Source organism: Kitasatospora sp. NBC_01539 (genome assembly GCF_045040525.1).
Lineage (GTDB): Bacteria > Actinomycetota > Actinomycetes > Streptomycetales > Streptomycetaceae > Kitasatospora.
This window is the reverse complement of record NZ_CP109390.1, coordinates 2,594,913-2,617,793: the sequence shown is the minus strand read 5'-3', so window position 1 is coordinate 2,617,793 and position 22,881 is coordinate 2,594,913. Positions and strand designations below refer to the sequence as shown.

At 77.0% G+C, this 22,881-nt stretch carries 16 protein-coding genes; 2 read left to right on the top strand and 14 right to left on the bottom strand.

The features are described from left to right. Positions 1-93 precede the first annotated feature (93 nt). The 8 genes from OG335_RS11210 to OG335_RS11175 form a co-directional block, all read right to left on the bottom strand. Positions 94-663 (bottom strand): TetR/AcrR family transcriptional regulator, encoded by a 570-nt coding sequence (locus OG335_RS11210; protein ID WP_405010933.1) that lies wholly within the window; start codon positions 661-663, stop codon positions 94-96. 96 nt (positions 664-759) lie between these two features. Beyond that, a complete protein-coding gene (locus tag OG335_RS11205; RefSeq protein ID WP_405010932.1) occupies positions 760-2,328 on the bottom strand; it encodes a long-chain-fatty-acid--CoA ligase in 1,569 nt (522 codons plus the stop codon). Between the two features lie 139 nt (positions 2,329-2,467). Next, the gene (locus OG335_RS11200; protein WP_405010931.1) at positions 2,468-3,724 is read right to left on the bottom strand and encodes an ABC transporter substrate-binding protein; all 1,257 of its coding nucleotides are present in this window, start codon (positions 3,722-3,724) and stop codon (positions 2,468-2,470) included. Continuing rightward, complete coding sequence (locus OG335_RS11195) at positions 3,721-4,896, bottom strand: branched-chain amino acid ABC transporter permease (protein WP_405010930.1); 1,176 nt, start codon at positions 4,894-4,896, stop codon at positions 3,721-3,723. Before OG335_RS11195 ends, OG335_RS11200 begins: the two co-directional genes overlap by 4 nt. Then, a complete protein-coding gene (locus OG335_RS11190) occupies positions 4,889-5,779 on the bottom strand; it encodes a branched-chain amino acid ABC transporter permease (RefSeq protein ID WP_405010929.1) in 891 nt (296 codons plus the stop codon). Before OG335_RS11190 ends, OG335_RS11195 begins: the two co-directional genes overlap by 8 nt. Then, on the bottom strand, positions 5,776-6,555 hold the full coding sequence (locus tag OG335_RS11185) for an ABC transporter ATP-binding protein (protein ID WP_405010928.1): 780 nt from the start codon (positions 6,553-6,555) through the stop codon (positions 5,776-5,778). Before OG335_RS11185 ends, OG335_RS11190 begins: the two co-directional genes overlap by 4 nt. Next, positions 6,552-7,379: an ABC transporter ATP-binding protein gene (locus tag OG335_RS11180; RefSeq protein WP_405010927.1), complete on the bottom strand. Its 828-nt coding sequence runs from the start codon at positions 7,377-7,379 to the stop codon at positions 6,552-6,554. The genes OG335_RS11185 and OG335_RS11180 overlap by 4 nt, the downstream gene beginning before the upstream one ends. A gap of 362 nt (positions 7,380-7,741) precedes the next feature. Beyond that, positions 7,742-9,046 carry a PucR family transcriptional regulator gene (locus OG335_RS11175; RefSeq protein WP_405010926.1) on the bottom strand — a complete coding sequence of 435 codons (1,305 nt, stop codon included), beginning with the start codon at positions 9,044-9,046 and terminating at the stop codon, positions 7,742-7,744. 333 nt (positions 9,047-9,379) lie between these two features. Between OG335_RS11175 and OG335_RS11170 the strand changes: the two genes are divergently transcribed. Then, entirely contained in the window at positions 9,380-9,805 is a 426-nt protein-coding gene (locus OG335_RS11170; RefSeq protein ID WP_405010925.1) for an SHOCT domain-containing protein, read from the top strand. A gap of 100 nt (positions 9,806-9,905) precedes the next feature. Here the strand turns inward: OG335_RS11170 and OG335_RS11165 are convergent, their stop codons facing one another. Then, positions 9,906-10,382: an ATP-binding protein gene (locus OG335_RS11165; protein WP_405010924.1), complete on the bottom strand. Its 477-nt coding sequence runs from the start codon at positions 10,380-10,382 to the stop codon at positions 9,906-9,908. A gap of 158 nt (positions 10,383-10,540) precedes the next feature. Between OG335_RS11165 and OG335_RS11160 the strand changes: the two genes are divergently transcribed. Further along, a complete protein-coding gene (locus OG335_RS11160) occupies positions 10,541-13,258 on the top strand; it encodes a LuxR C-terminal-related transcriptional regulator (protein WP_405010923.1) in 2,718 nt (905 codons plus the stop codon). Positions 13,259-13,497: 239 nt separating this feature from the next. On the opposite strand, the gene OG335_RS11155 is transcribed toward OG335_RS11160, so the two are convergent. The 5 genes from OG335_RS11155 to OG335_RS11135 all read right to left on the bottom strand — a co-directional run bounded on the left by OG335_RS11155 (position 13,498) and on the right by OG335_RS11135 (position 22,830). Continuing rightward, the gene (locus OG335_RS11155) at positions 13,498-14,127 is read right to left on the bottom strand and encodes an MBL fold metallo-hydrolase (RefSeq protein WP_405010922.1); all 630 of its coding nucleotides are present in this window, start codon (positions 14,125-14,127) and stop codon (positions 13,498-13,500) included. Further along, complete coding sequence (locus tag OG335_RS11150) at positions 14,127-15,212, bottom strand: S-(hydroxymethyl)mycothiol dehydrogenase (RefSeq protein ID WP_405010921.1); 1,086 nt, start codon at positions 15,210-15,212, stop codon at positions 14,127-14,129. Before OG335_RS11150 ends, OG335_RS11155 begins: the two co-directional genes overlap by 1 nt. Positions 15,213-15,342: 130 nt before the next feature. Continuing rightward, on the bottom strand, positions 15,343-16,461 hold the full coding sequence (locus OG335_RS11145; RefSeq protein ID WP_405010920.1) for a DUF3103 family protein: 1,119 nt from the start codon (positions 16,459-16,461) through the stop codon (positions 15,343-15,345). Between the two features lie 1,681 nt (positions 16,462-18,142). Further along, entirely contained in the window at positions 18,143-21,028 is a 2,886-nt protein-coding gene (locus OG335_RS11140; protein WP_405010919.1) for a poly(A) polymerase, read from the bottom strand. Next, positions 21,028-22,830, bottom strand: coding sequence for an RNA ligase family protein (locus tag OG335_RS11135; RefSeq protein WP_405010918.1), 1,803 nt, complete (start codon positions 22,828-22,830; stop codon positions 21,028-21,030). Before OG335_RS11135 ends, OG335_RS11140 begins: the two co-directional genes overlap by 1 nt. Between the last annotated feature and the right edge of the window lie 51 nt (positions 22,831-22,881).

The following is a 22,881-nucleotide window of genomic DNA, read 5'->3' as shown; positions in this document are numbered from 1 at the left end:
GTCCGGCGGGGGGCGGCGGCGAGGGCGGTCGCACCGAAGGTGTCGGCGGTGGCGGTGGCGGTGCCGTACGGCGGGTCGGGGCGGGTGGCCCGCTCAGTGCACGCCCGCCGCGTCGAGCAGGGCGGCGGCCGTCGGCACGGCGAGGCCGGAGAGGGTCTCCGCCTGCACGCCGGACCGGGCGGCCGCCCCGTCGAAGAGGAGGGTGAGCCGCCGGGCCAGCAGGTCGGGGTCGGTGGCGCCGCCGGCCTCGGCCTCGCTGCGGAAGTGCTCGGTGAGTGCCTGCTTGACCCGGCCCGCGACGATGCTGGCCGGGTGGCCGGGGTCCTTGAGCTCGACCTGTGCGGCGAGGTAGGGGCAGCCGCGGTAGCCGGGGGCGGCGGAGAGTTCCTCCAGCCGTTCGAAGACGGCGAGCAGGCGGGCCCGGGGCGGCCGCGGGTCGCCGGGCGGGGGCAGGAGGGCGGCGGCGTAGCCGGGGGCCCGGCGTTCGAGGGAGGCGGCCAGCAGGTCGTCCTTGCTCGCGAACAGCTGGTACATGGACCGCTTGGACACGCCGGCAGCCTTGCAGAGCGCCTCGATCCCGGTGCCGACGCCCTGCCGGTAGAAGAGGTCGGCGGCGGCGTCCAGCAGCCGGTCGCGGGGCGAGGGCCTGGCCGTGGTGTCCATACGGCGAGGCTACCGCGCCGGGGCCGCCGGGGAAACCGATCGGTGTACGGCCTCCGGGGGCGGGCCCGGTCCCCGTGGCCGACGGGTGGTGCACCGTCAGGCGCCCGTGGCCGGGGTGACGGTGCGGCGCAGTTCGCGCTTCAGCACCTTCATGCTCGGGCCGAGCGGCAGCGACTCCGCGATCTCGACCTGCCGGGGGTACTTGTGGCGGCCGAGCCGGGCGGCGGCCCATTCGACGACCTCGGCGGGTTCCGGCGGTGCGGCCGGGTCGGCGGGCACGACGACCGCGCACACCTCCTCGCCGTGCACGGGGTGCGGCACGCCGATCACCGCGACCTGGCCGATGCCGGGGTGGCGCATGAGCACGTCCTCGACCTCGCTGGGGTAGACGTTGAAGCCGCCGCGGATCACCACGTCCTTCGTGCGGTCGACGATGGTGACGAAGCCGTCGGCGTCCCTGGTGCCGAGGTCGCCGGTGCGGAACCAGCCGTCGGCCATCGTGGCGGCGGTCTCCTCGGGCAGGTTGTGGTAGCCGGCGAAGACGTTGTGGCCGCGCACCACGATCTCGCCGAGCTCCCCGGCGGGCAGGAACGCCGGCGGGTCGCTCTCCGGTACGGCGATCTCCACGTCGACGCCCCAGACCCGGTGGCCGACCGTGCCGGGCCGGGAGCCGAACTGCGGCTGGTTCACGGTCGCGGTGGGGGAGGTCTCGGAGAGCCCGTACCCCTCGAAGACCGGTGCGCCGAGGTGCTTCTCGACGGCTTCGAGCACGGCGAGCGGCAGGGAGGCGCCGCCGGAGACGCACATCCGCAGGGCGAGCGGGCCGGGCCGCTGCCGGGCGGCCGCCTCGGTCAGGGCGACGTACATGGTGGGCACGCCGTGGAAGATCGTCGCGCGGTGCTCCGTCATCAGTTCGAGGGCGCGCTCGGGCCGGAAGCGGCCCATGAGCACGAGGGTCGCGCCGACCCGGAAGGTGGTGTTCATCGCGACGGTCTGCCCGTAGGCGTGGAACAGCGGCAGGCAGCCGAGGACGACGTCCTCGGAGCTGACGTCGTTGGCGTCGAAGGCGTTGACGACCGCGTTCATCACCAGGTTGAGCTGGGTGAGCACGGCGCCCTTCGACCGGCCGGTGGTACCGCTGGTGTAGAGGAACACCGCCGGGTCCTCGGGCCGCCGGATGGCGTACGTCGTGAGCGGGGCGGTCGCGGCGGCCGTGTCCTCCAGGCGGGGCAGCACGCCGCGCCAGGCGGCGTCGGCCTCCGGGGCGCCCTCGGGCCCGCCGACGCTGACGACCGGGATGCTCGCCAGCCAGGCGGCCTCGGCGCCCGCTCCGGCGAGCGACCGGTCGACGAGCAGCAGCCGGGCGCCGCTGTCCTTCAGCACGTACGCCACCTCGGCCGGGGTGAGCAGCAGGTGCACGGGCACCACGACGGCGCCCGCGGCGAGGATCGCGTAGTACGCCCGGGGGAAGTCGACGGTGTTGGGCACCATGAGCGCCACGCGGTCGCCGGGTCCGACGCCGAGTTCGCGCAGGGCCGCGCCGCGGGCGAGCGCGCCCGCCCAGAGCGCCGCGTACGTCTCGTGGAGCGGGCCGTCGACGACGGCCGTGCGGTCGGGGTACCTGCGGGCGGCCTCGGCGAGGATGCAGGCGAGGGACAGGGTCACGGGAGGGCCCTTTCGGGTGTCGGCCGGGTCGGTCCGGCGGGGTGGTGCCCGGGCGCGCGGACGCGGCGTGGACGGCGCGGGGTGGGACGGCGCGGGGCGGTGCGGCCGGCCGGGCGCGGGGCCCGGCCGGCCGGTGCGGTCAGCCCTTAGGCAGCTGGTAGGCGCGGGCGGCGGCGACCTCGTGGGCGGGCTCGACGGTGGTGAGACCGCCGGTGGCCTGCTTGGAGGGCTTCTGCACGAACGACGCGTACGTGGACGGCTTCGACGGGTCGCTGAAGTCGAACGGCACGTCGAGGATGTTCAGGGCGGTCTGGGCGCGGTGGGCGGCGGCGATGCCCTCGCGGGTGAGCTTCTTGGCGGTGCAGGCGTCGCTCAGCGCCCCGGCGGCGACCTGCGCGGCCACCCAGCCGCTGACGACGCCGCTGTCGACGGGGGCGTCGGGGTAGCGCGCCTTGTAGTCCTGCACGAGCTGGCGCATCCGGGAGGTGTCGGCGCTCGCGGCCGGGTAGCCGCTGGTCAGGAAGAGCATCTTCTCCAGGGCGGGCGCGGCCGCGCTGTCGAGCAGCTGCGGGGCGAACCCGGGAGCGCTGGAGACGACCGGCACGAGGAGGCCCTGGGCGGCGGAGAGGCCGACGAGGGAGGCGGTCTGCTTGGGGCCGGCGCTGATCAGGATCGCCTTGACGCCGGCCTGCTTGAGGGCGGTGACCTGGGCGGCGAGGTCGGTGTCGGTGGCCTTGATCTTCTGGCCGACGATCTCGTAGCCGCTCTGCTGGGCGGCGTAGCGGGCACCGGCGAGGGCGTTCTCGCCGTACTCGCCCTCGAAGTACACGTGGCCGATCTTCGCGCCCGCGGTGAGGTGCGCGGTGCGGGTGAGGAAGTCGACGGCGTTGACCATGTCGATGTCGTACGTCGGGCCGACCACCTGCACGTACTCCTGGCCGAGCAGGGTGGACGACCACCCCAGCGGCAGGGTGAGGATCTTGCGTGCGGCGATGTCCTGCTTGAGGGCGGCGACGATCGGGGAGCCGATGACCTGGGTCAGCAGGGCCGAATCCGGCTCGACCTCGGCGAACGCGGCGACGCCCTTCTGCACGTCGTAGCCGTGGTCCTTGACCTTGATCTCGACCTTGCGGCCGCAGATGCCGCCGCTCTTGTTGACCTGCTCCGCCCACATCTGCTGGGCGTTGACGATGCTCTTGCCGAGCGAGGCGTAGACGCCGGTGAGGTCGGTGAGGGCGCCCAGGGTGATGGTGGTGTCGGTGACGCCGGGGCCCATGGCCACGTCGTCCTTGCCGACCCGCTCCGAGGAGGTACCGGTCTTGGTGCTGCAGGCGGTCGCCGCGAGGAGGAGGACGGCGGCTGCTGCGGCGGATCTGACGAGTCGGTTGTTCTTCACGGGGTCGGCTCCTTGCCGTGCGAGGGGTGGATGGCAGGCGTGGGCGGTGCGGATGGTGCGGGCGGTGCGTGCGGTGCGGGTGAGGGCGTGGGGGTGGTGCCGGGCCGGCGCCTGACCAGCGAGGCCAGTCCGCCGGGCCGGAGCGTGAGGATCAGCACGATCGCGGCGCCGTAGAGGTACCGGGCCGCCTCGCCGGGCGTGGCCCCGAAGGCGTCGGAGCCGGCCGGGGCGACCAGGGGCAGCCCGTCGGCGTACGTCGTCAGCACCTGCGGCAGCAGGGAGACGAGGACGGCCGCGGCGGCCGCGCCGCCGACCGAGCCCAGGCCGCCGATGACGATCATGGCGAGGTAGTCGATGGACAGCGCCAGCCCGAAGTGGTCGGGCACGACGCGCTTGAAGACGAGCGCGGTGAGCGCTCCGGCCGCACCGGCGTAGAGGCAGGAGACGACGAACGCCGCGCAGCGGTAGCGGGCCACCGGCACGCCCATCACGGCGGCGGCCGTCTCGCTGTCCCGGATCGCGCCCAGCGCGCGCCCCGGGCGGCCCTGCCGCAGGCCGTACGCGGTGAACAGGCCGACCGCGACCAGGGCCAGGCCGAGGTACCAGAGGCGTTCGATGCCGCCGAACGGCACCCCGAGCACGGTCAGCCCGCCGGGCGAGGCGTCGCTGAAGGAGAAGCCGAACACCTCCATGGGCGTCACCGCACGGCCGTTGAAGCCGCCGGTCACCGCGTGGGAGGTGAGCATCACGTGCTGGCCGAGGAAGACCAGGGCGATGGTGGCGACGCCGAGGTACATGCCGCGCAGCCGGCCCGCGATCGGGCTGAACAGCCCGCCCGCCGCCCCGGCCAGCGCGATCGCGAGGGCGAACGCGAGCACCGGCGGCAGGCCGAGCCCGGAGAGCCGGCCGGTGCCGCTGCCGGACGGCTCGCCGGAGAGCCACACGTAGCCGTACGCGCCGACGGCGAGGAAGAACGCGTGGCCGAGCGAGAGCTGGCCGGCGGTGCCGGTGAGCAGGTTGAGGCCGATCGCCCCGAGCACGGCCGCCATCGCGAAGAGTCCGCTCTGCAGCCAGAACCCGTCCGCGTAGAGCGGCAGGACGAGCAGCAGCACGACGCCTGCGGCGGCAGCGGCCCGGCGCGGTGAGAGGAGCGGTGACAGGAGGTCAGACACGGGAGGTCTCCTTCGACCCGAGGAGTCCCGCCGGCCGCACCAGCAGCACGAGGATCATCACGAGGTACGGGGCGATGCCGGGCAGGCCCTCGCCGAACGCGCCGAGCCGGTCCTGGTAGCCGGTCGCGAGCGCGCCGGCCAGGCCGATCGCGATGCTCCCGGCGAGCGCGCCGAGCGCCGAGTCCATGCCGCCGAGGATCGCCGCGGGGAAGGCGGCGAGGGCGAGCTGGCCGGTGGAGCGGTCCAGGCCGGGCGCGGGGAACGCCGCGAGGAAGACCGCGGCCACCGCGGCCAGCGCGCCGGCCGCGCACCAGGCGACCAGCCGGACCCGGCCGAGCCGGATGCCCATCAGGGCGGCGGCCTCCTGGTCGGCGGAGGCGGCCCGCATCGACAGGCCCCAGCGCGACCAGCGGAAGACGGCGAAGAACACGCCGATCAGCGCCACCGACACGGCGATCCCGGCGAGGCGGGACTCCGCGAGCGACACCCCGCCGATCCGGACCACCCCGGTGCCCCAGGGGTCGCCGGTGCCGAGGTAGTCCGGGCCGATCCCGCGGGCCAGCGCCGTGACGAGCAGCAGGTCGACGCCGATGGTGAGGATGGTCGCGACGTGCACCCCGGCGCCGCGTACGCCGCGCGCGGAGAGCAGGTGCAGCAGGCCGGAGGCGGCGGCGGCGGTCGCCGCGCCGAGCAGCACGGCGAGCGGGAAGCCGACCGCGGCGTGGGTCGCCGTGATCGTCCAGCCGCCGAGCAGCAGGACGGACCCGTGGGCGAAGTTCATGACCCCGGACGCCTTGAAGACGATGACGAAACCGAGGGCGATCAGGGCGTAGACCGACCCGAGGGCGATGCCGTTCAGCACGGTCCCGGCGAAGGTGGTCATGCGGAGTCCTCCTGTCCGAGATAGGCGCGGACGACCGCCGGGTCCTGCTGGACGGCCTCCGGGGTGCCGTCGGCGATGCGCCGGCCGAAGTCGAGGACGGTGACGGCGTCGGCCAGCCGCATGACCATCCCCATGTCGTGCTCGACCAGCAGGATCGAGATGCCGAGGGCGTCGCGGACGGCGGCGACGGTGGACGCCATGGCGAGCCGCTCGGTGGGGTTCATGCCGGCCACCGGCTCGTCGAGCAGCAGCAGTCGCGGCTCGGTGCACAGGGCCCGGGCGATCTCCACCCGCTTGCGCAGGCCGTACGGCAGCGGGCCCACCGGCCGGTCGAAGTGCGGCCCGAGGCCGAGGAAGTCGGCGATCTCCGCGGCGCGCGCCCGGTGCCGCCGCTGCTCGCGGACGGCGGAGGGCAGCCGCAGCGCGGTGGCCGTGAACCCGGCCCGGGTGAGCCGGTGCCGGCCGAGCATGAGGTTGTCGGCGACGGTGCCCTCGGTGAGCACGATGTTCTGGAAGGTGCGGGCGACGCCGAGCGCGGTGATCCGGTGCGGCGCCAGGCGGGTGAGGTCGTGCCCGGCGTACTCGACGCTGCCGGAGGCGGCCCGGTAGACGCCGGAGAGCACGTTGAAGCAGGTGGACTTGCCGGCGCCGTTCGGGCCGATGAGCGCGTGCACGGTGCCGGGTTCGACCGTGAACGAGACGCCGTCGAGCGCGGTCAGCCCGGCGAAGCGGACGGTGACGTCGCGGACGGTGAGCCGGGCGGCCGCGGCGCTCACGCCGTCCACCTGGTCAGCGCGGCGGGTGCCGGGGCGGTGCCCGCGGCGGTGGACTCCCCGGCGGCGGACTCCTCGGCGGCGCCGAGGTAGAGGCGGCGCACCTCGTCGCCGGCGGCGAGCTCCGCGGCCGGGCCCTCCAGCCGTACCCGGCCGTTCTCCAGCACGGAGGCGCGGTGCGCGATCGAGAGCGCCATGGCGGCGTTCTGCTCGACCAGCAGCACGGCGGTGCCCTGGCGGTTGATCTCCCGCACGATCACGCCGATCTGACGGACCATCCGGGGTGCGAGCCCGAGCGAGGGCTCGTCGAGCAGCAGCACGCGGGGATCGGCCATGAGCGCCCGGCCGATGGCGAGCATCTGCTGCTCGCCGCCGGACATCAGCCCGGCCTTCTGGCGGCGCCGCTCGGCGAGCACCGGCAGCAGGTCGAGCACGCGGTCCCGGGCCTGCCGGCGGGAGGCGGCGCCGAGGCGGCCGCGGCCCAGCTCGCCGGCGCGGAGGTTCTCCTCGACGGTGAGGCCGGCGAACACCCGCCGCCCTTCGGGCACCTGCACCACGCCGGCCCGGACGGCCCGGGCGGGGTCGCCGGTGAGCGCCTGCCCGCCGACCCGGACGGCCCCGCGCACCACGGCCCCGCGGTGCAGGCCGAGCGTGCCGGACACGGCGCGCAGCAGGGTGCTCTTGCCGGCGCCGTTGGCGCCGAGCACGGCGACGATCCGGCCGGCCGGGAGATCCAGCGACACGCCGCGGAGCGCCTCGACGGCGCGCCCGTACGTCACGTGGAGGTTCTCGATGCTGAGCGCGCTGGGCGGCTCGGGTGGGCTCATGGTGCTCCTTGCGTCCGAGCGGGGGCCGGTGCGCAGGGGTCACGGCCGCTCGGGAGGGTGGGAGGCGCCGGGGACGCTGGGTCGGCCCGGTTCTGGACGAGCCGCAGAACACCACGGCCGCGCGGCGGCGGTCCATGGCGCGGGGAGCACGTGTTGCGGCTGCACAGCCGCCCGCGGGCCGGGTTGTGACGGCGCCCCGTGCTCGGGCGGCCGCTGGTGCGGGGCACGGCGGCGCGGCAGAGTGCGGCGCGGGGGCGTCGGCCGCCGGGGGACGCACGGCGGTGTGGGGATGCACGGCGGTGTGGGGCCGCCGGCCGCCGGGGCGGCCGGCGGCCCTGCGACGGGCCCGGGCGGGCGGGCGGTCAGGCCGAGAGGAGCCGGTGCGCGTCGAGGGCGAGCGAGAGCTCGACGAGGTCGCGCGGGTGGTTGAGGCTGCGGCCGCTCAACTGCTCGTAGCGGCGCAGGCGGTTGAGGACGGTGTTGCGGTGGCAGTAGAGGCGGCTCCCGGCCCGCTGGGCGGAGCCCGCGGAGTCGAGCCAGACGGCGAGCGTGCTCAGCAGGCACTCGCGGTCCTGGTGGTCGAGGTCGAGGACGGGTCCCAGGGCGCGGGCCACCAGCGCGGCGCCGAGGTCGGGGAGGGAGACGACGAGGGCGGCGGGCAGGCGCTCGTGCAGCAGCGCGACGTCGCCGTCGGCGGTGCAGGTGCGCAGGGCGACGTCCGCGGCGCGGCGGGCGGCGCCGAGGTCGGACAGCTCCCCGACGACCTGGCCGATGCCGACGCGCATGGCCTGACGGGTCGGCAGGTGGGCGGCGAGGGAGGCCGGTTCGGTGCGTTCGTCGAGCAGCACGAGGGCGTACTCGCGGTCGGTGCCGCCGTGGCGCACGATCCGGACGCCGGGCGGCGGGTCCGCGGGCGGTTCGGCGGGGCGGGGCCGCAGCAGTGGTCCGTCGGGGGCGGCGAGGGCGGCGACGACGTACCGGCCGTGCTCGGGCAGGTCGAGGGCGGCGGCGACGGTCGCGAGGTCGGCGATCCGGGTGGTGCCGTCGAGGAGCGACTGCACCATGGCGTGCGCGCGTTCGCGGTGCTCGCGGGCGGTCTGGCTCTCGACGGCGCGGTAGGCCTCGGTGATGAGGTCGGAGTGCTCGTCGACGAAGCTCCAGATGCCGGAGGCGCTGTGCAGCAGCAGGTGGGCCCGGTCGGGTTCGCGCAGGGTGGCGGTCTCGACGAGGCGGCGCCAGACCAGGCCGCCGCCGAGGCGGAAGGCGTGCAGCAGGGCGTCGAGGGGCAGTTCGCGCTGGGCGCGGAGGGCGCCGATGTGCCAGGAGCAGCGCCGGGCGGCCTCCCAGCCGGCGGCCGGGTCCATGAGGGTCCGGACGGAGCTCTCCAGGGAGGTGCGTACCTCCAGGTGGAGCTCTTCGGGGCCGATCGCGGCGGGCCGGTAGGCGGGTTCGCGTTCGGTGATCATCGCGACCAGTTCGCGGGCGAGGGAGTCGACCTCGCCGAGCAGGCACTGGGCGGTGCGGCGGAGCAACTGTTCGGCCTCGGTGTCGGCCTGCGAGCGCAGCGGACGCCGGGCGGGCGGCTCGTCGGGCAGGCCGCGGAGGCGGCGCGGGCGGGCCGGGCCGGTCGGTGCGGTGCCGGGCGGAGCCAGGGCCGGTGGTCTCACGAGCGCTCCCTCGTCGACTTAACTAGCGCTGGTAGTTAATGACATCGGACGCGGCAGCACAAGGAATCGCCCGGCCCGGGCGCGGTCGACGGCCGAATCGTGACCCCGTACTGTCCGGGACGTGATCGTCCGTGACGCACCGTGACCCTTCCCCGTCCGCGAGGTCCCGACGCCACCCGATCGGCCCAGTGTCCGGGCGGTCGGGGAGGAATGCGATGGTATGACTCGTTCTGTCCCCTGTTCCGGCTCGGACGCCGGGGACGGGCGGTGCGGGGGCGCCGCCGTGGACCGACAGCCCGCCGGTCGGCCGGCGTACGGCTCGGACGGAGTGCCATGGACGACTACCCGCTGCTCAACCTCTTCTGGACGATGCTGGAGCTCTTCCTCTTCATCATCTGGTTCTTCCTCCTCTTCAAGATCATCACCGACATCTTCCGCAGCCACGACATGGGCGGCTGGGGCAAGGCCGGATGGACGATCTTCGTCGTCCTGCTGCCGTTCCTCGGTGTCTTCGTCTACCTCATCGCCCGCGGCAGCTCCATGGGACAGCGGGACCTCGAACAGGCCCGGCAGGCCGACGAGGCCTTCCAGGCGTACATCCGCAAGGCCGCCGCCTCCGAGGGCACCGCCGGAGCCGCCGGAGCCGGCGGCGGGACCGGCGGCCACGTGCAGGAGCTCTCCAAGCTCGCCGACCTCAAGGCCGCCGGTTCCATCTCCGAGGAGGAGTTCCAGCAGGCCAAGGCCAAACTCCTCGCCTGATCCCGCGGCCCGGCCCCGGCCCGCCGCATGCCGCAGGCCGCCGTACGCTCCCCCCGGAGGGTGTACGGCGGCCTGCGGCGCACCCGGTGTCCGGCCGGCGTCAGCCCGGCACGGCCGGGCCGCGCGCGATCACGGCCTCCACCACCGTGCCGCCCGCCGTCCGCAGCACCGAGGTGTGCGCGGCGAACGCCCGCACCAGGCTCAGCCCGCGCCCGAACACCGCGTCCACGTCCGCCGGTTCGCACCGCGGCGCCGAACGCTCCCGCCAGCGGCCGCCGTCCCGTACCCTCACCGTCAGCGCGGTGTCGCAGAGCTCGAACACCACCGAGAGATCGGAGCTGCCGCTGTGCAGGACGACGTTGGTCGCCAGCTCGGTGACGATCACCGCCAGGGCCTCCCGGGCCTCCGCGGAGACGTCCGCGCCGTCCGTCGCCACGCGTGCGAGACGGCGCAGCCCCGGCACGGCCTCGACCCGCGCCGGCACCGTCACCGCGGCCAGCACGCGCCGCACCGGCGGCAGCCCGCCGCCGTGCCCGGAGTGCACGGCGGCCGGGCTCTGAAGACTCGTGATTCTCACGCGGGGCTCCTGCCTGGACGGCGGACGGCGTCGGCGACGGCCCCCGCCGCTCCGCCGGGCCGAGAGGCCTTGACCCCTGCCACGTTGCCCGCCGCACCTCCGCACCCGCAATCAGTGGGGACCGAACTACGGATACGCAAAGAACACCGGGCGGCCCGGTGAACACCGACCCGCCCGCCGACGGCACCCCGACCGCCCCACCGGCGGCCACCCGGCCGCGCCGCCCCGCCCCGGACCCGCAGCCCGCCGAGGCCACCCTGCGCCACCTGCTGGAACGCACCCTCGCCGACCCCGCCGCCGCACCCCTCCTCGTCCTCCTCGAAGGCGAGGCCGGCCGCGGCCGCAGCACCCTCGCCACCCGGCTCTGCGCCGACCTGCCCGTACCCGCCCGCACCCGCCCGGACGCCCTCGGCGGCCCACCGCCGACAGGCCCCCTGCTGCTCCTCGCCGAGGACGTGCACCGCGCGGCCGCCGCCGACGCCGACGCCCTGCGGGCCCTGCTCGCCGCGCCCCCGCCCGGCCTCGCCTGCGTGCTCACCTACCGCCCCGAGGAACTGCCCGAGCCCGGCCTGCCCCTCGGCCCCGCCACCGACTACCCGGCGGCCCTCACCGTCGTCCGGCACGTGCTCGGCCCGCTCACCGTCGCCGACGTCCGCCGCCGGGCCGCCGCCGCCCTCGGACCGGACCACGGCCCGCCCGGCCTCGCCGCCCACCTCCACCGGGCCGCCGGCGGCAACGCCCAGGTGGTCGCCGACCTCCTCGGCCCCGCCACGGCCGCGTCCACCGCCGCCGCCCTCACCGCCGGCACCGACCCCGCACCGCCGCCCCGGCTCTGCGCACTCGTCCTGCGCCGCACCGCCGCGCTGAGCGCGGGCCACCGGGCCGTCGTGCACGCCGCCGCCGTCCTCGACGGCCCGGCGACCGCCGCCGACCTCACCGGGACGGCCGGCCTCACCCCGGCCGAGGCCCGCACCGCACTCCTCGCCGCGCTGCGCACCGCGGCCCTCCAGGACCTCGGCGACGGCCGGTACGGCTTCGGCGTGCCGCTCGCCGCGGCCGCCCTGCGCGCCCACCTGCCGGGCCCGGACCGCGAGGACCTCCACCGGCGCGCCGCCCGCGTGCTGGCCCGCCGCCAGCCGGTGCCGTGGGAGCGCGTCGCCGCGCACCGGCTGGCCTGCGGCGACCTGCGGGGCTGGCTGCCCGCCGTCGAGCACGCCGCCCGCCGGCACATCGACGACGGCGGACTCGAACGCGCCGTCGGCCTGCTCGAATCCGCGCTCGCCACCGGGCCCGTGCCCGAGCACGCCCGCTCCCGGCTCGCCACGCTGCTCGCCCGCGCCGCGGTCATGGGGCTGCGCTCCGACCGCACGGTGGAGGTGCTCCGGCACATCGTCGCCGACCCGGGCGTCGCCCCCGCCGTCCGCGGCGAGATCCGGCTCGACCTCGGCCTGCTGCTCTGCAACCAGATGGGCCGCTGCGTCGAGGGACTGCGGGAGCTGGAACACTCCGTCGGCGAGCTGCAGGGCCAGCCGGTGCTGCTCGCCCGCGCCATGTCGGCCCTCGCCATGCCGTACTGGCCCGGCGGCTCGCTCGCCGAGAACACCGCCTGGATCGAGCGGGCCGTCACCGTCGCCGAGCAGGCCGACGACCCGGTGGTCCGGGCCGCGGTGGCCGCCAACCGGGCCAGCGTGCTGCTCAGCACCGGCGACCCGGGGGCGTGGCCGCTCGTCGACGCCCTGCCCCGGGAGAGCGGGCTCGTCGCCGCCCGCCAGCAGGCCGCCCGCGGCCTGTGCAACGCCGCCGACGCCGCCGTCTGGCTCGGCCACTACGAACGCTCCCGCGCACTCCTCGGGGAGGGCGTCGCCCTCGCCGCCCGCAGCGGCGCCTCCTACGCCGAACACACCGGGCGGGCCTGCACCCTCGTGCTCGACTGGGCGTCCGGCCGGTGGGCCGGGCTGGCGGCCCGCGCCGGTGCCCTCGTCGACGAGGCCGGCGCGATGCCGTACATCGCCTCGGACGCCCGGATGGTGCTCGGCCTGCTCGCGCTCGCCCGCGGCTCCTGGGCCGACACCGCCGTCCACCTCACCGGCCCCGACACCATCGACCTCGACGGCGGCCCCGTGCCGCTCTCCGCCACCATCTCCGGCGCGCTCGTGCGCCTCGCGCTGGCCCGCGACGACCTGCCCGCGGCCGCCGCGGAGGCGGCCACCGCCTGGCAGCGGATGCGCGCCAAGGGGGTCTGGGCCTGGGCGGCCGAGCTCGCGCCCTGGGCGGTCGAGGCGACCGCCCGCTCCGGCGCGGTGGCCGCGGCCCGCGAGATGACCGCGGAGTTCGCCGCCGGGCTGGAGGGCCGGGACGCCCCCTCCGCGGAGGCCGCCCTGCACTGGACCCGCGGCGCGCTCGCCGAGGCCGTCGGCGACGCGGCGGGTGCCGCCCGCCACCACGGGGCCGCCGCCCGGCTGTACGCGGCCCTGCCCCGCCCGTACCACGCGGCGCTCACCGGCACCGCGGCCGCCCGCTGCACCCTCGCGGCCGGCGGCCCGGCCGAGGCGGCGGTCGCCGCCCTCGCGGAGAACGCGCGGCGGTTCGAGGCGCTGGGCGCCACCTGGGACGCCGCCTGCACGCGGGCCGAACTGCGCGGACGCCGGCCCGCCGAGGAGCGCCGCACCCCGGGCCGGCCCGGTTACGGCGACCTCCTCTCGCCCCGGGAGACGGAGGTCGCGCAGCTGGCCGCGGGCGGCATGACCAACCGGGAGATCGCCGCCGCCCTGCACCTGTCGCCGCGCACGGTGGAGCAGCACGTGGCCCGGGCCATGCAGAAGACCGGCGCGCAGTCGCGGCAGCAGCTCGCCCCGGGGCCGGAGGCCGCGGATTGATTGCGTATCCGTGGAAACGCGGTTCCGGATTGGGCGGTGCGGTGCGGTGCGGCAGGCTCACCGAGGGCGGCGCCGCACGTGATCCGGGCGGCGCCGCAACGGGGCCGCCCCCCAACCACGGGCGGCCCCGCGCACTCGCGCCGGGCGCCGTGGCGGACCACCGCGGCGCCCGCCGCCGTCCGCTCCCCCCGCGCCACGCACGGGCGGCGGGGGGAGCGCGGCCGGGTGCCCGGACGGGCCTAGTGCCCGCGGGCGATCCACTCCTCCAGGTGCGGTGCCTCGGCGCCGATGGTGGTGGAGTCGCCGTGGCCGGTGTGGACGACGGTGTCCGGCGGCAGCACGAGCAGGCGGTCGCTGATCGAGCGGATGATCGTGGGGAAGTCCGAGAACGAGCGGCCGGTGGCGCCGGGCCCGCCCGCGAACAGCGTGTCGCCGGTGAGCACGGCGCCCAGGGCCGGGGCGTACAGGCAGACCGCGCCCGGGCTGTGGCCCGGGGTGTGCAGCACCGTCAGCTCCGTGCCGGCGACGGTCAGCGTCTGGCCGTCCTCCAGCGGGCCGTCCGGCCGCATCCCGGGGTGGGTGTACTGCCACAGTTCGGTGTCGTCGGGGTGCAGGAGCACCGGTCCGGCGGTGCCCGCGGCGAGGTCGGGGGCGGCGTTGACGTGGTCGTTGTGGCCGTGGGTGCAGACGATCGCGGTGACGTGGCGGCCGGCGACGGCGGCCTCGATCGCCTCCGCGTCGTGGGCGGGGTCGACGACGATCACCTCGGTGTCGTCGCCGACGAGCCAGACGTTGTTGTCGACCTTCCAGCTGCCGCCGTCCAGGGTGAACTCGCCGGAGGTCACGAGGTGTTCGATGCGGGCGGTCATCAGAACACCACCACCGAGCGGAGGACCTCGCCGCGGTGCATCCGCCCGAAGGCCTCCTCGACGCCGTCCAGCGCGATGGTCTCGCTGACGAACGCGTCGAGGTCCAGACGGCCCTGCAGGTAGAGGTCGATGAGCATCGGGAAGTCCCGGCCGGGCAGGCAGTCGCCGTACCAGGACGACTTGAGGGATCCGCCGCGGCCGAAGACGTCGAGCAGCGGCAGCTCCAGCCGCATCTCCGGGGTGGGCACGCCGACCAGGACGACGGTGCCCGCCAGGTCGCGGGCGTAGAACGCCTGCCGGTAGGTCTCGGGACGCCCCACCGCGTCGATGACGACGTCCGCGCCGTGGCCGCCGGTCAGCTCCCGGATCGCCTCGACCGGGTCGGTGGCGGTGGAGTTGACGGTGTGGGTGGCACCCAGCGTGCGGGCGCCGGCGAGCTTGCGGTCGTCGAGGTCGACGGCGATGATCCGGCCCGCGCCCGCGAGCTTCGCCCCCACGACGGCCGCGCCGCCCACGCCGCCGCAGCCGATCACCGCGACGGAGTCGCCGCGGCCCACGCCGCCGGTGTTGATCGCCGCACCCAGCCCGGCCATCACCCCGCAGCCCAGCAGCCCGGCCGCCGCCGGGGAGGCGGCCGGGTCGACCTTCGTGCACTGCCCGGCCGCGACCAGGGTCTTCTCCGCGAACGCGCCGATCCCCAGCGCGGGGGAGAGCTCGGTGCCGTCCTCCAGGGTCATCCGCTGCTTCGCGTTGTGGGTGTCGAAGCAGTACCAGGGGCGTCCGCGCCGACAGGCCCGGCACCGGCCGCACACCGCACGCCAGTTGAGGATCACGTAGTCGCCCGGCGCGACCTCGGTGACGCCCTCGCCGACCGACTCCACCACGCCCGCCGCCTCGTGGCCCAGCAGGAACGGGAACTCGTCGTTGATCCCGCCCTCCCGGTAGTGCAGGTCGGTGTGACAGACCCCGCACGCCTGCACCCGGACCACCGCCTCACCCGGCCCCGGATCCGGCACCACGATCGTGGCCACCTCCACCGGCGCGCCCTTCGACCGGGCGATCACTCCCCGTACCTGCTGTGCCATCAGATCCGTGCTCCCTCGTCGTCTCGGGCACGGCCGCCCGCCCGAGGGGGGCGGCCGTGTGCTCCGCGGCCAAGCTATCCGAGCCGCCGGGGGATCCTGCGGGAATCGGCCGGGGCGGGGCGTCGCGCCGTCAGAACGCCGACACGTAGTACGGGGAGACGCTCATCCGGCCGTTTCCGCGGGCGCCGTTCAGCGTGCCGGAGGACGTGCGGGCCAGGGTGTACCAGGAGTCGACGTAGTCCGGGTCGTCGGTCCACCACTCGGTGGGGATCGCGTCGAGCACGGCGTTCACCAGCGGGACGTACGCCCCCTGGTCGGTGACGGTGAGCAGCACGGCGGCGATCGCCTTCGCCAGCGCCTGGTAGTTCGTGTCGCCGTCCTCCTCCATCATCACGACGTCCGCGAGGTTGTACTTGTAGGAGGACCAGTTCACCAGGAGCTGGTTGGGGCGGTAGACGGTGCCGTCGGAGTCGAGGTAGGGCATGTCGACCGGGTCGACCCGTACCTTGCCGTCCAGGCCGAAGCCGGTGACCAGGGCGTACACCTCGGCGTCGCCCTTGAACCACGGCTCCTCGTCGTCGGAGAGCTCGACCGAGTCGATCCTCGTGGCCCACCAGCCGGTCGCCGCGGCGGCCGCGGCGGGCCCGCCGAGCGCCTGCCGGAGGAGCCCGGCACCGGCGGCGAGCGCCCGGCCGGCGTCGACGTCGACGAGGTAGAGCGGCTGCTCCGGCACCCGGGCGGTGTCCACGGTGTGCGCGCGGCCCCGGGCGTCGTACGCGGTGAACGAGGCCGCGTCGTCGTCCGCGGGCGCGGCGGCGACCCAGGGCGCGGTGCCGGCGTCGAGGGCCGCGCGCATCGAGGCGTCGCCGAGCCGCACCCGCAGCAGCGGCCCGGCACCGCCGCCCAGGCCCTTCGCGGTGAGCACGGCGGAGTTCGCGGCGGCGACCGGCGCGGCCAGCCGGTGGCCCGCCCCGGCGTCGGGGCGGGCGGTGAGGGCGGCGAGGTCGGCCTCGGCGCCGCCGGCGGTCGCGGCCGCCAGCCGGGCCCGCCACGCGGCGTCGCCGACCGAGCGGGCCAGCGCCCGTGCGGTGTCGTCCTCGGCGGTGTGCACGGACGTGTACGGGCGGGCGGGCTGCGGCGCCTCGGTGCGGGCGCTCGCCGGCCCGGCGTACGCGGTCTGGGCGGTGGCGGCCAGCGCCAGGGCCAGGGCGGCGCCGACGGCGGCGCGCAGGGTGGTCGCAGTGCTCAACGGATCCTCCAGTGCGGGGGTGTGCGTACGGAGCGCGCCCCGCCCACGGGGCCACGGCATGTCGACGCCCTGGCGGCCGGAAGGGCGGAACGGTGGTGGGTGAGCCCCAGAAGCCAAGCAAGGTGGGCGTGTTCCCGTCAAGGTTGCACGGGCGGAAACCTGACGAAACGTCAGTCAGGTTGTGGCGTGCGGCGGTGCGGGAACGGCCGCCGGGAGAGTGCCAGGTCCATCATGCCCCGTCACGGGCCCCGCCGGTAGGACCAGGAGCACGTCCGCCGGCCCTTCTCCCGGACGGCCGCGGCCCCCCAGAATCGTCGGCATCCACCCTTCCCGTACGCCGGTCTCCGCACCCGGAGGCAGCGGCGTGCCGCCGTGCTGTCCAGGCACCCGGCGGGGGCCGATCCGGGGGTGGAGGACAAGGGGAGACGATGGATCACGACGCGGCCCTGCGCGCCCGGGTACTGCTGCTCGGCACCGGCCGGCTCGACCTCCTGCAGGAGGTGACGGCCTACCGCGCGCTCCTCCCGTTCAGCCCGGCCGTCCACGCCCCGAAGCTCGTGCGGGCCCTCGCGGAGCTCAGCCGCGACCCGCAGGTCCGTCACCTGCCCGAGGCGCGGCTCGCCCTGCTCGACGAGGCCGTCGCCGCGGCCCGCGGCATGGCCGCGGACGACCCGCGGCGCCCGGAGGTCCTCGTCCAGGCCCTGCGGAGCCGTCAGCTGCACCTCTACGACCTCGGCCGCCGCGCGGAGGGCCTGGCGGTGCGCGAGGAGATGGCGGCACTCGCCCGGGCGGCGGTGCCGGGCAGCCCGCTCGCCCGCCGGGGCCTGGAGGAGTGGGCCGACGCCCTCGCCGAGGAGGGCCGCCACCAGGAGGCCGCGGAGGCATACGGCCAGGCCGTCCGGATGCGGCCCGGCACCGGGTGGGAGTCCGCGTCGTCGGGGACGCTGATCGCGTGGGCGTGCCGGCTGGAGGCGGCCGGCCGCCCCGGCGAGGCCGTCGCCGCCCTGGAGGGCGTGCTCGCCCTGGAACGCGCGGCCGCGGAGCACGGCCCGTCGGCCTGCGTGGCGCACGTGCTGCTCCAGCTCGCCCGGATGCTCGACGGCGCCGGGCGTCCCGGCGAGGCCGACCTGGCCGGGAGGGAGGCGGCGGACCTGCTCGGCGCCCTGGCGGCCGACGGCGGCGAGTGGCGTCGGGGCCGGACCGGGCACACCTGGCGGCTGATGGCCGCCCTCTCCGGAGCCCCGGCCGAACACGCCGCGGCGGACGGGCCGCTGCCGCCGTTCGGCTCGCAGGGCCACACGTGGTCGTTCGACGTCCGGCGGCGCTACGCCGAGCAGACCGAGGACCTCCGCACGGAGGCCGACCGGCTCCGGCCCGCGGCGGAGGCCGACCCGGCGGCCCACCTCGGCCGGCTCGTCGCACTGCAGCGCCGCCTGGCCCTCCGGGCCGCCGTGCTCGGCGACGTGCCGCCGTACGACCGGCCCGGCAGGCCGCTGCCGCTGCCGTACTTCGACGAGGCGGTCGGCCTGGCGCGGACGCTGCACCGGACCGGGCTCGACCGGGACGGCACCGCGCTCGCCGCCGCCCTCACCGACCGGGCGGGCCTGCTGCTGTCGGACGGCTGCTTCGCCGCGGCCCGGGCGGACGTCGAGGAGTCGCTGGCGCACCGCCCGCAGGCCGGTCAGTGCAGCGTCGGCACCCCGCCGCCGTCCACCCGGGCGACCTCGGTGCCGGTCAGGCCGCGGCCCCAGCGCCCGGTGATCCCGGCGAGCCGCTCCGCGTCGGGCGGGGTGCTGCCCAGACCGACCGCGTAGCGCACGACGCCCGGCCCGCTCCCGAACGGCCGGGGCCAGGCGTGCGCGTCGGCCACGCCCGCCTCGTCGAGGGCGGCGAGCAGCGCTCGCACGCGGCCGCGGACGGCGCCCACGGGCCCGGCCGCTCCCGCCGGGCCGTCGGTCCGGACGGTCACCACCGCCCAGGCGGCGTGCCGCCGGTGCAGCGGAGGCGGTGACAGCAGGGCCGGCCGAGGGTCGGTGCCGGTGGCGGCGGCCTCCTCGGTGATCTCCCAGGCCCGGTAGAGCTCCTGGACGAGGAGGTCCCGGCCGCCCGCGGTGACCTGGGCGGTGCAGGAGCGGACGGGCGCGGTGGGCGTCAGGACCGTCACGGCGTCACCGGGAGCGGGAACCGCTGCCGGCGCCGCCGCACCGGTGGGCGACAGGCCGACGGGTGTGCGCCAGTCCCACGCCGCCCAGGCGGCGAAGAAGTGCTGCAGCAGGGCGTCCGGCGGGAGGTGCCCGGCCTCGGCCGCGGTCAGGGCCGTCAGCACCGACCAGGCCAGGCCCGGGAGCCCGCCGAACGGTGCGGAGTCGAGACCGCGGGCCGCCGCCCACGCCTTCACGTCCCGGGTGAGCCCGGCGAAGGGGGCGCGGTCGGCGCCCGCGGCGTCGAGCAGGGCCCCGGCGTCGGAGACGGCGCTCAGTGCGACGGCCGCCGGTTCGCCCAGCTCGGCCCGGTGCGCCACCGCCGCGGCCGGGTCGAGGGCGCCGGAGGCGACGACGACGAGGTCGACGCCGAGGCCGCCGTCGGTGAACCGCAGACCGGGCACCCGGGCGCCGGTGACCTCCCGGACGGGCCCGGCCCCGGGCAGGGCGGCCGCCACTCGGGCGCGTACCCCGGCGAGGTCGGGCGTGCCCGGCAGCACCGCCACGAGGTCGAGGTCGGCGCCCGGCAGGGCGCAGCCCGTCCGGCGGGAGCCGACCACGTGCACCGCGCCGTCGGCCAGCGCCGCCGCGATCCGGCGGGTGACGCGGCCGGCGGCCCGCTCGTCGCCGGGGCCGTCGTCCAGGGCGTCGTCGAGGACGGGAGCAGGGGAGTGGGCCGGAGGCTCGGGCAGCCACCGGACGGCGCCGGTGCCGAGGGTGACGACGGCCCGTGGCCGCATCGGCCCGTCGCCGCGGCGGGAGAGCAGGGTCAGCGTGTCGACCCGGGCGGTCGCGCCGGCGAGGCGGGCGGCGCTGTCGGCCACCACCCGGTCGGCCCGGTCGGTGCGGCCCAGGCTGAGGTGCGGGGTGAAGCCCTCGGCGCGGCCGCGGCACCGAGGGAAGCGGTCCGCGAACGCCCGGTGCAGAGCCGTCCACGCCGCGGCCCCGGCCGCGGCCGGGTCGAGCCAGACGGTGGCGTCCTGCCGGTGCCGGAAGGTGTGCACCCCCTCCAGCCGGGCGTCGAACGGCGGGATCCCGGCCGCGGCCTCCGCGAGCATCGGTGCGGCGCGTTCGAAGTCCGCCTCGGGGACGAAGCCGAACAGCACGTTGACGTGCGGCGGCCAGCGGTGCACCTGCGGGTCGTGCGCGAGCCGGATGTCCTGGACCGGCGGCCACAGCTCCTCCGGCGGCAGCCAGGCGAGCGCGGTGCGGGCCGTCGGCGCGACGTCGAAGGTGCCGGCGGGTTCGGCGCCGCCCGGCCCGAGGTCGACCTCCACACCGTAATGGTCGGACACGTACAGCCCGTCCGCCGCCGGGGTGTCGCCGCACAGCACGGCCCGGACGGCCCGCCGCGCTCCGCCGGGGCGGAGCAGCACGCGGTCGAGCCGGCCCGCCCGGCCGGTCAGGGAGGCGACGGCGGCCAGCGGGTTGGCACCCGGGTCGAACGTCGGGGTGCGGTCGGCCGGCCCGTGGACCAGGCTCCAGGCGTCGTCGAGGCCCAGCACGGCAGCCGGCCCGTCGGGCCCGTCGCGTCCGTCGTTGAGGTCGCCGACGAGCAGCAGCTCGCCGTCCAGAGCGGCCAGCCCTTCGGCGATCCGGGCGAGTTCGCTCCGGCGGCGCGCCGGGCCGTCCGCCGAGTGGTCGCTGCTGAGGTGGGTGGCTGCGACGGTGAGCGGCCCGTCGGCGGTGCGCACGGTGACCGCCGCGACGGCCTTGTGCGGGCCGAGCAGGTGGCGCCCGGCCTCCAGCACGGGCAGGCGGCTGAGCAGCAGCACACCGCACTCGTCGGTGTCCCGGCCCGCCGGGTCGGTGCCCAGGGTGTAGGCGGCGCGGACCCACGGGGCACGCAGCAGCATGGTGAGGAGCCCGGCCTCGACCTCCTGCAGCGCGATGACGTCGGCGTCGGCCGCCTCCAGGGCGGCCAGCAGCAGCGGGCGCCGCCGGGCGGTGTCGATCCGGTCGCCGTCGTAGCGGTCCCAGAGGGTGTTCCAGGTGAGCACGCGCACGGTGGCGGCGGCCGGCTCCGCGCGGGGCGGCCCGTCGGGCGCGGGCCGCCAGCCGTCGGCCTGCCAGGCGTACGGGGTGCGGGCGGTGAAGAACGGGGCGCGCAGGCGGCGGGGATCGCGCACGCGTCCGGCCTCGCAGGAGTCGAGGAGGTCGACGCCTGCCGCGCGGTCCCACACGGTCGCGCCGTCCGCCTCGACGCACATCACCCGGTGCCAGGGCACGTCGCCGCCGGGCGCGAAGGCGTCGAGCGGGATGCGCTTCGGCTCCGCCCCGCGCTGCTGCACGACCAGCACGAACCGGGCGGGGTCGAACCGGGCGTCCCAGCGGACCCGGTGGTAGATCTGCTCGCTGGTACGCATCACAGGTCCTCCTCGTCGAGCGTACCGGCGGTGTCGTCGACGGTGCCGGACGGCCCGACGTACCAGGTGCGGTGGGCCTCGCCCGGGTAGGGCGGGCCGTAGCGGCGGCACTGCTCGGCGAGGACCGCGGCGGGCACCGGGTGCGGCCGGACGGCGTTGCGCCGCACCAGCTCGTCCGCGCCGACGACGGCGACGGCCTGCGTGACGAGGGCGTCGCGGCGCTGCGCGACGGCCAGCACGGCGGCCCGCTGGTGGCGGTTCAGCGAGGTGGCGTCCCAGACGGCGGCCGTACCGGCGGCGAGTGCGGTGTCGAGGCGGTCGAGGCCCGCGCGCAGCACGTCGCCGTTGGCGCGCTGGTCGGCCCGGTCGCCGCGGGCCTGACGGAGGTCGTCCAGCGAGATCCGGACGTCGCCGCCGGGCAGCCCGGCGGCGAACCGGCTCTTGCCGCTGCCGGACGGGCCGACCAGCTGCACCAGGCGGGGGAACGCCCCCGCCCGCCACCGCCAGGTGGCGGCCACCGCCTCGTCGACGGTGCCGACCCTGCCGTCTGCGAACGCCGCGCGGGCCTCCGCCCAGCAGCGCTGGGCGGCGTCCGGCGGCAGGTCCGCGAACGCCTCGCGCAGCCCGGACCGCAGACGGTGCAGCGGGGACGCCCCGCCACCGGCGAGCAGCCCGGCGTCCTCGGCGTGCAGCGCCGACCACTCGACCTGCCCGCGGGCCTCCTCCGCCTCCGGGCCGGTCCGTCCGGCGAGCACCGCCGCGGCGAGCGCGTGCAGCACACCCAGGTCGGCGGCGAAGGAGAGCCGGACGAGGCCGGAGCGGCGCTGCTCGTCCGGGTGCGGACGGTGCAGGGCCGGGTGCAGCCCGGCGAGGTCGGCGACGCGCCGGGCCGTCGGCAGGCCGAGCGGGCCGGCCAGGTGGGCCGCCAGCTCCGTGCGGCGGGCACCGTGCAGGGCGGCGGCGAGGACACCGGCGAGCCGGTCGTCGCCCGTCCGGCCGAGGGTGTCGAGCCGGGCGGCGACGTCGGCGACCGCCGCGTCGGCGGTGTCCGCGCCGGACGGGCCGGACGGGCCGGAGGCGGACGGATCACCGGAGGCGGACGGATCAGGGGCGAGGCCCACCGCGGCCCGCAGGGCCGCCGGCCCGGCGGGCGCGCCGGAGCGCACCGCCCAGAGGGCCGCGGCCGGGCCGAGCCCGTTCTCCACGACGGCCGCGTACATCCAGTGCGTGTCGGTGCGGACGTGTCGCGGGCGGACCCACTTGGCGACCCGGTGCGCGAAGTCCGCCCGGGCGAAGCCCGCGGCGCTCCGCACGACGTAGCCCTCCTGCCGGTCGGTGTCCAACCGCAGCGCCCGCAGGGCGCGTTCGTCGAGCACGCCGCGCCACAGCACGGGCGGGGCGGGCACACCGAGGCGGCGCAGGAAGCGCACGGTGGCGTCCCAGTCGAGGCAGCGGTCGTCGGCGTCCCAGACGGAGAAGCCGTAGAACCAGCTGTCGAGCGACCGGTAGGCGAGGGAGTGCTGCGCGAAAAGGTTCTCGCCGCACACCCGCCAGCCGGCCGGGATCGCCGGACCGATCCGGCCCTGGAGTCCCTTCACCCACGTCCGCGACGGGTGGTGGCCGGAGTCCGGGGACCGGGCGTGCAGGCCGTCGCGGTAGAGCGTGGTGTTCTCGCCGTCGAGCTTCTCGGTGACGACGACCTCCAGGCCGCGCAGCCCCGCAAGCCCGTCCGCCCGGACGTCGTCGGCGGTCGCCCCGGGTGACCACGGCAGGTGCGGGGTCCGCGGGTAGGGGGCGCGCATCGTCCGCTCCTGGTGGGTGAGGGGGGTGGCCGGCGCTCTGCGCCCGGTGGC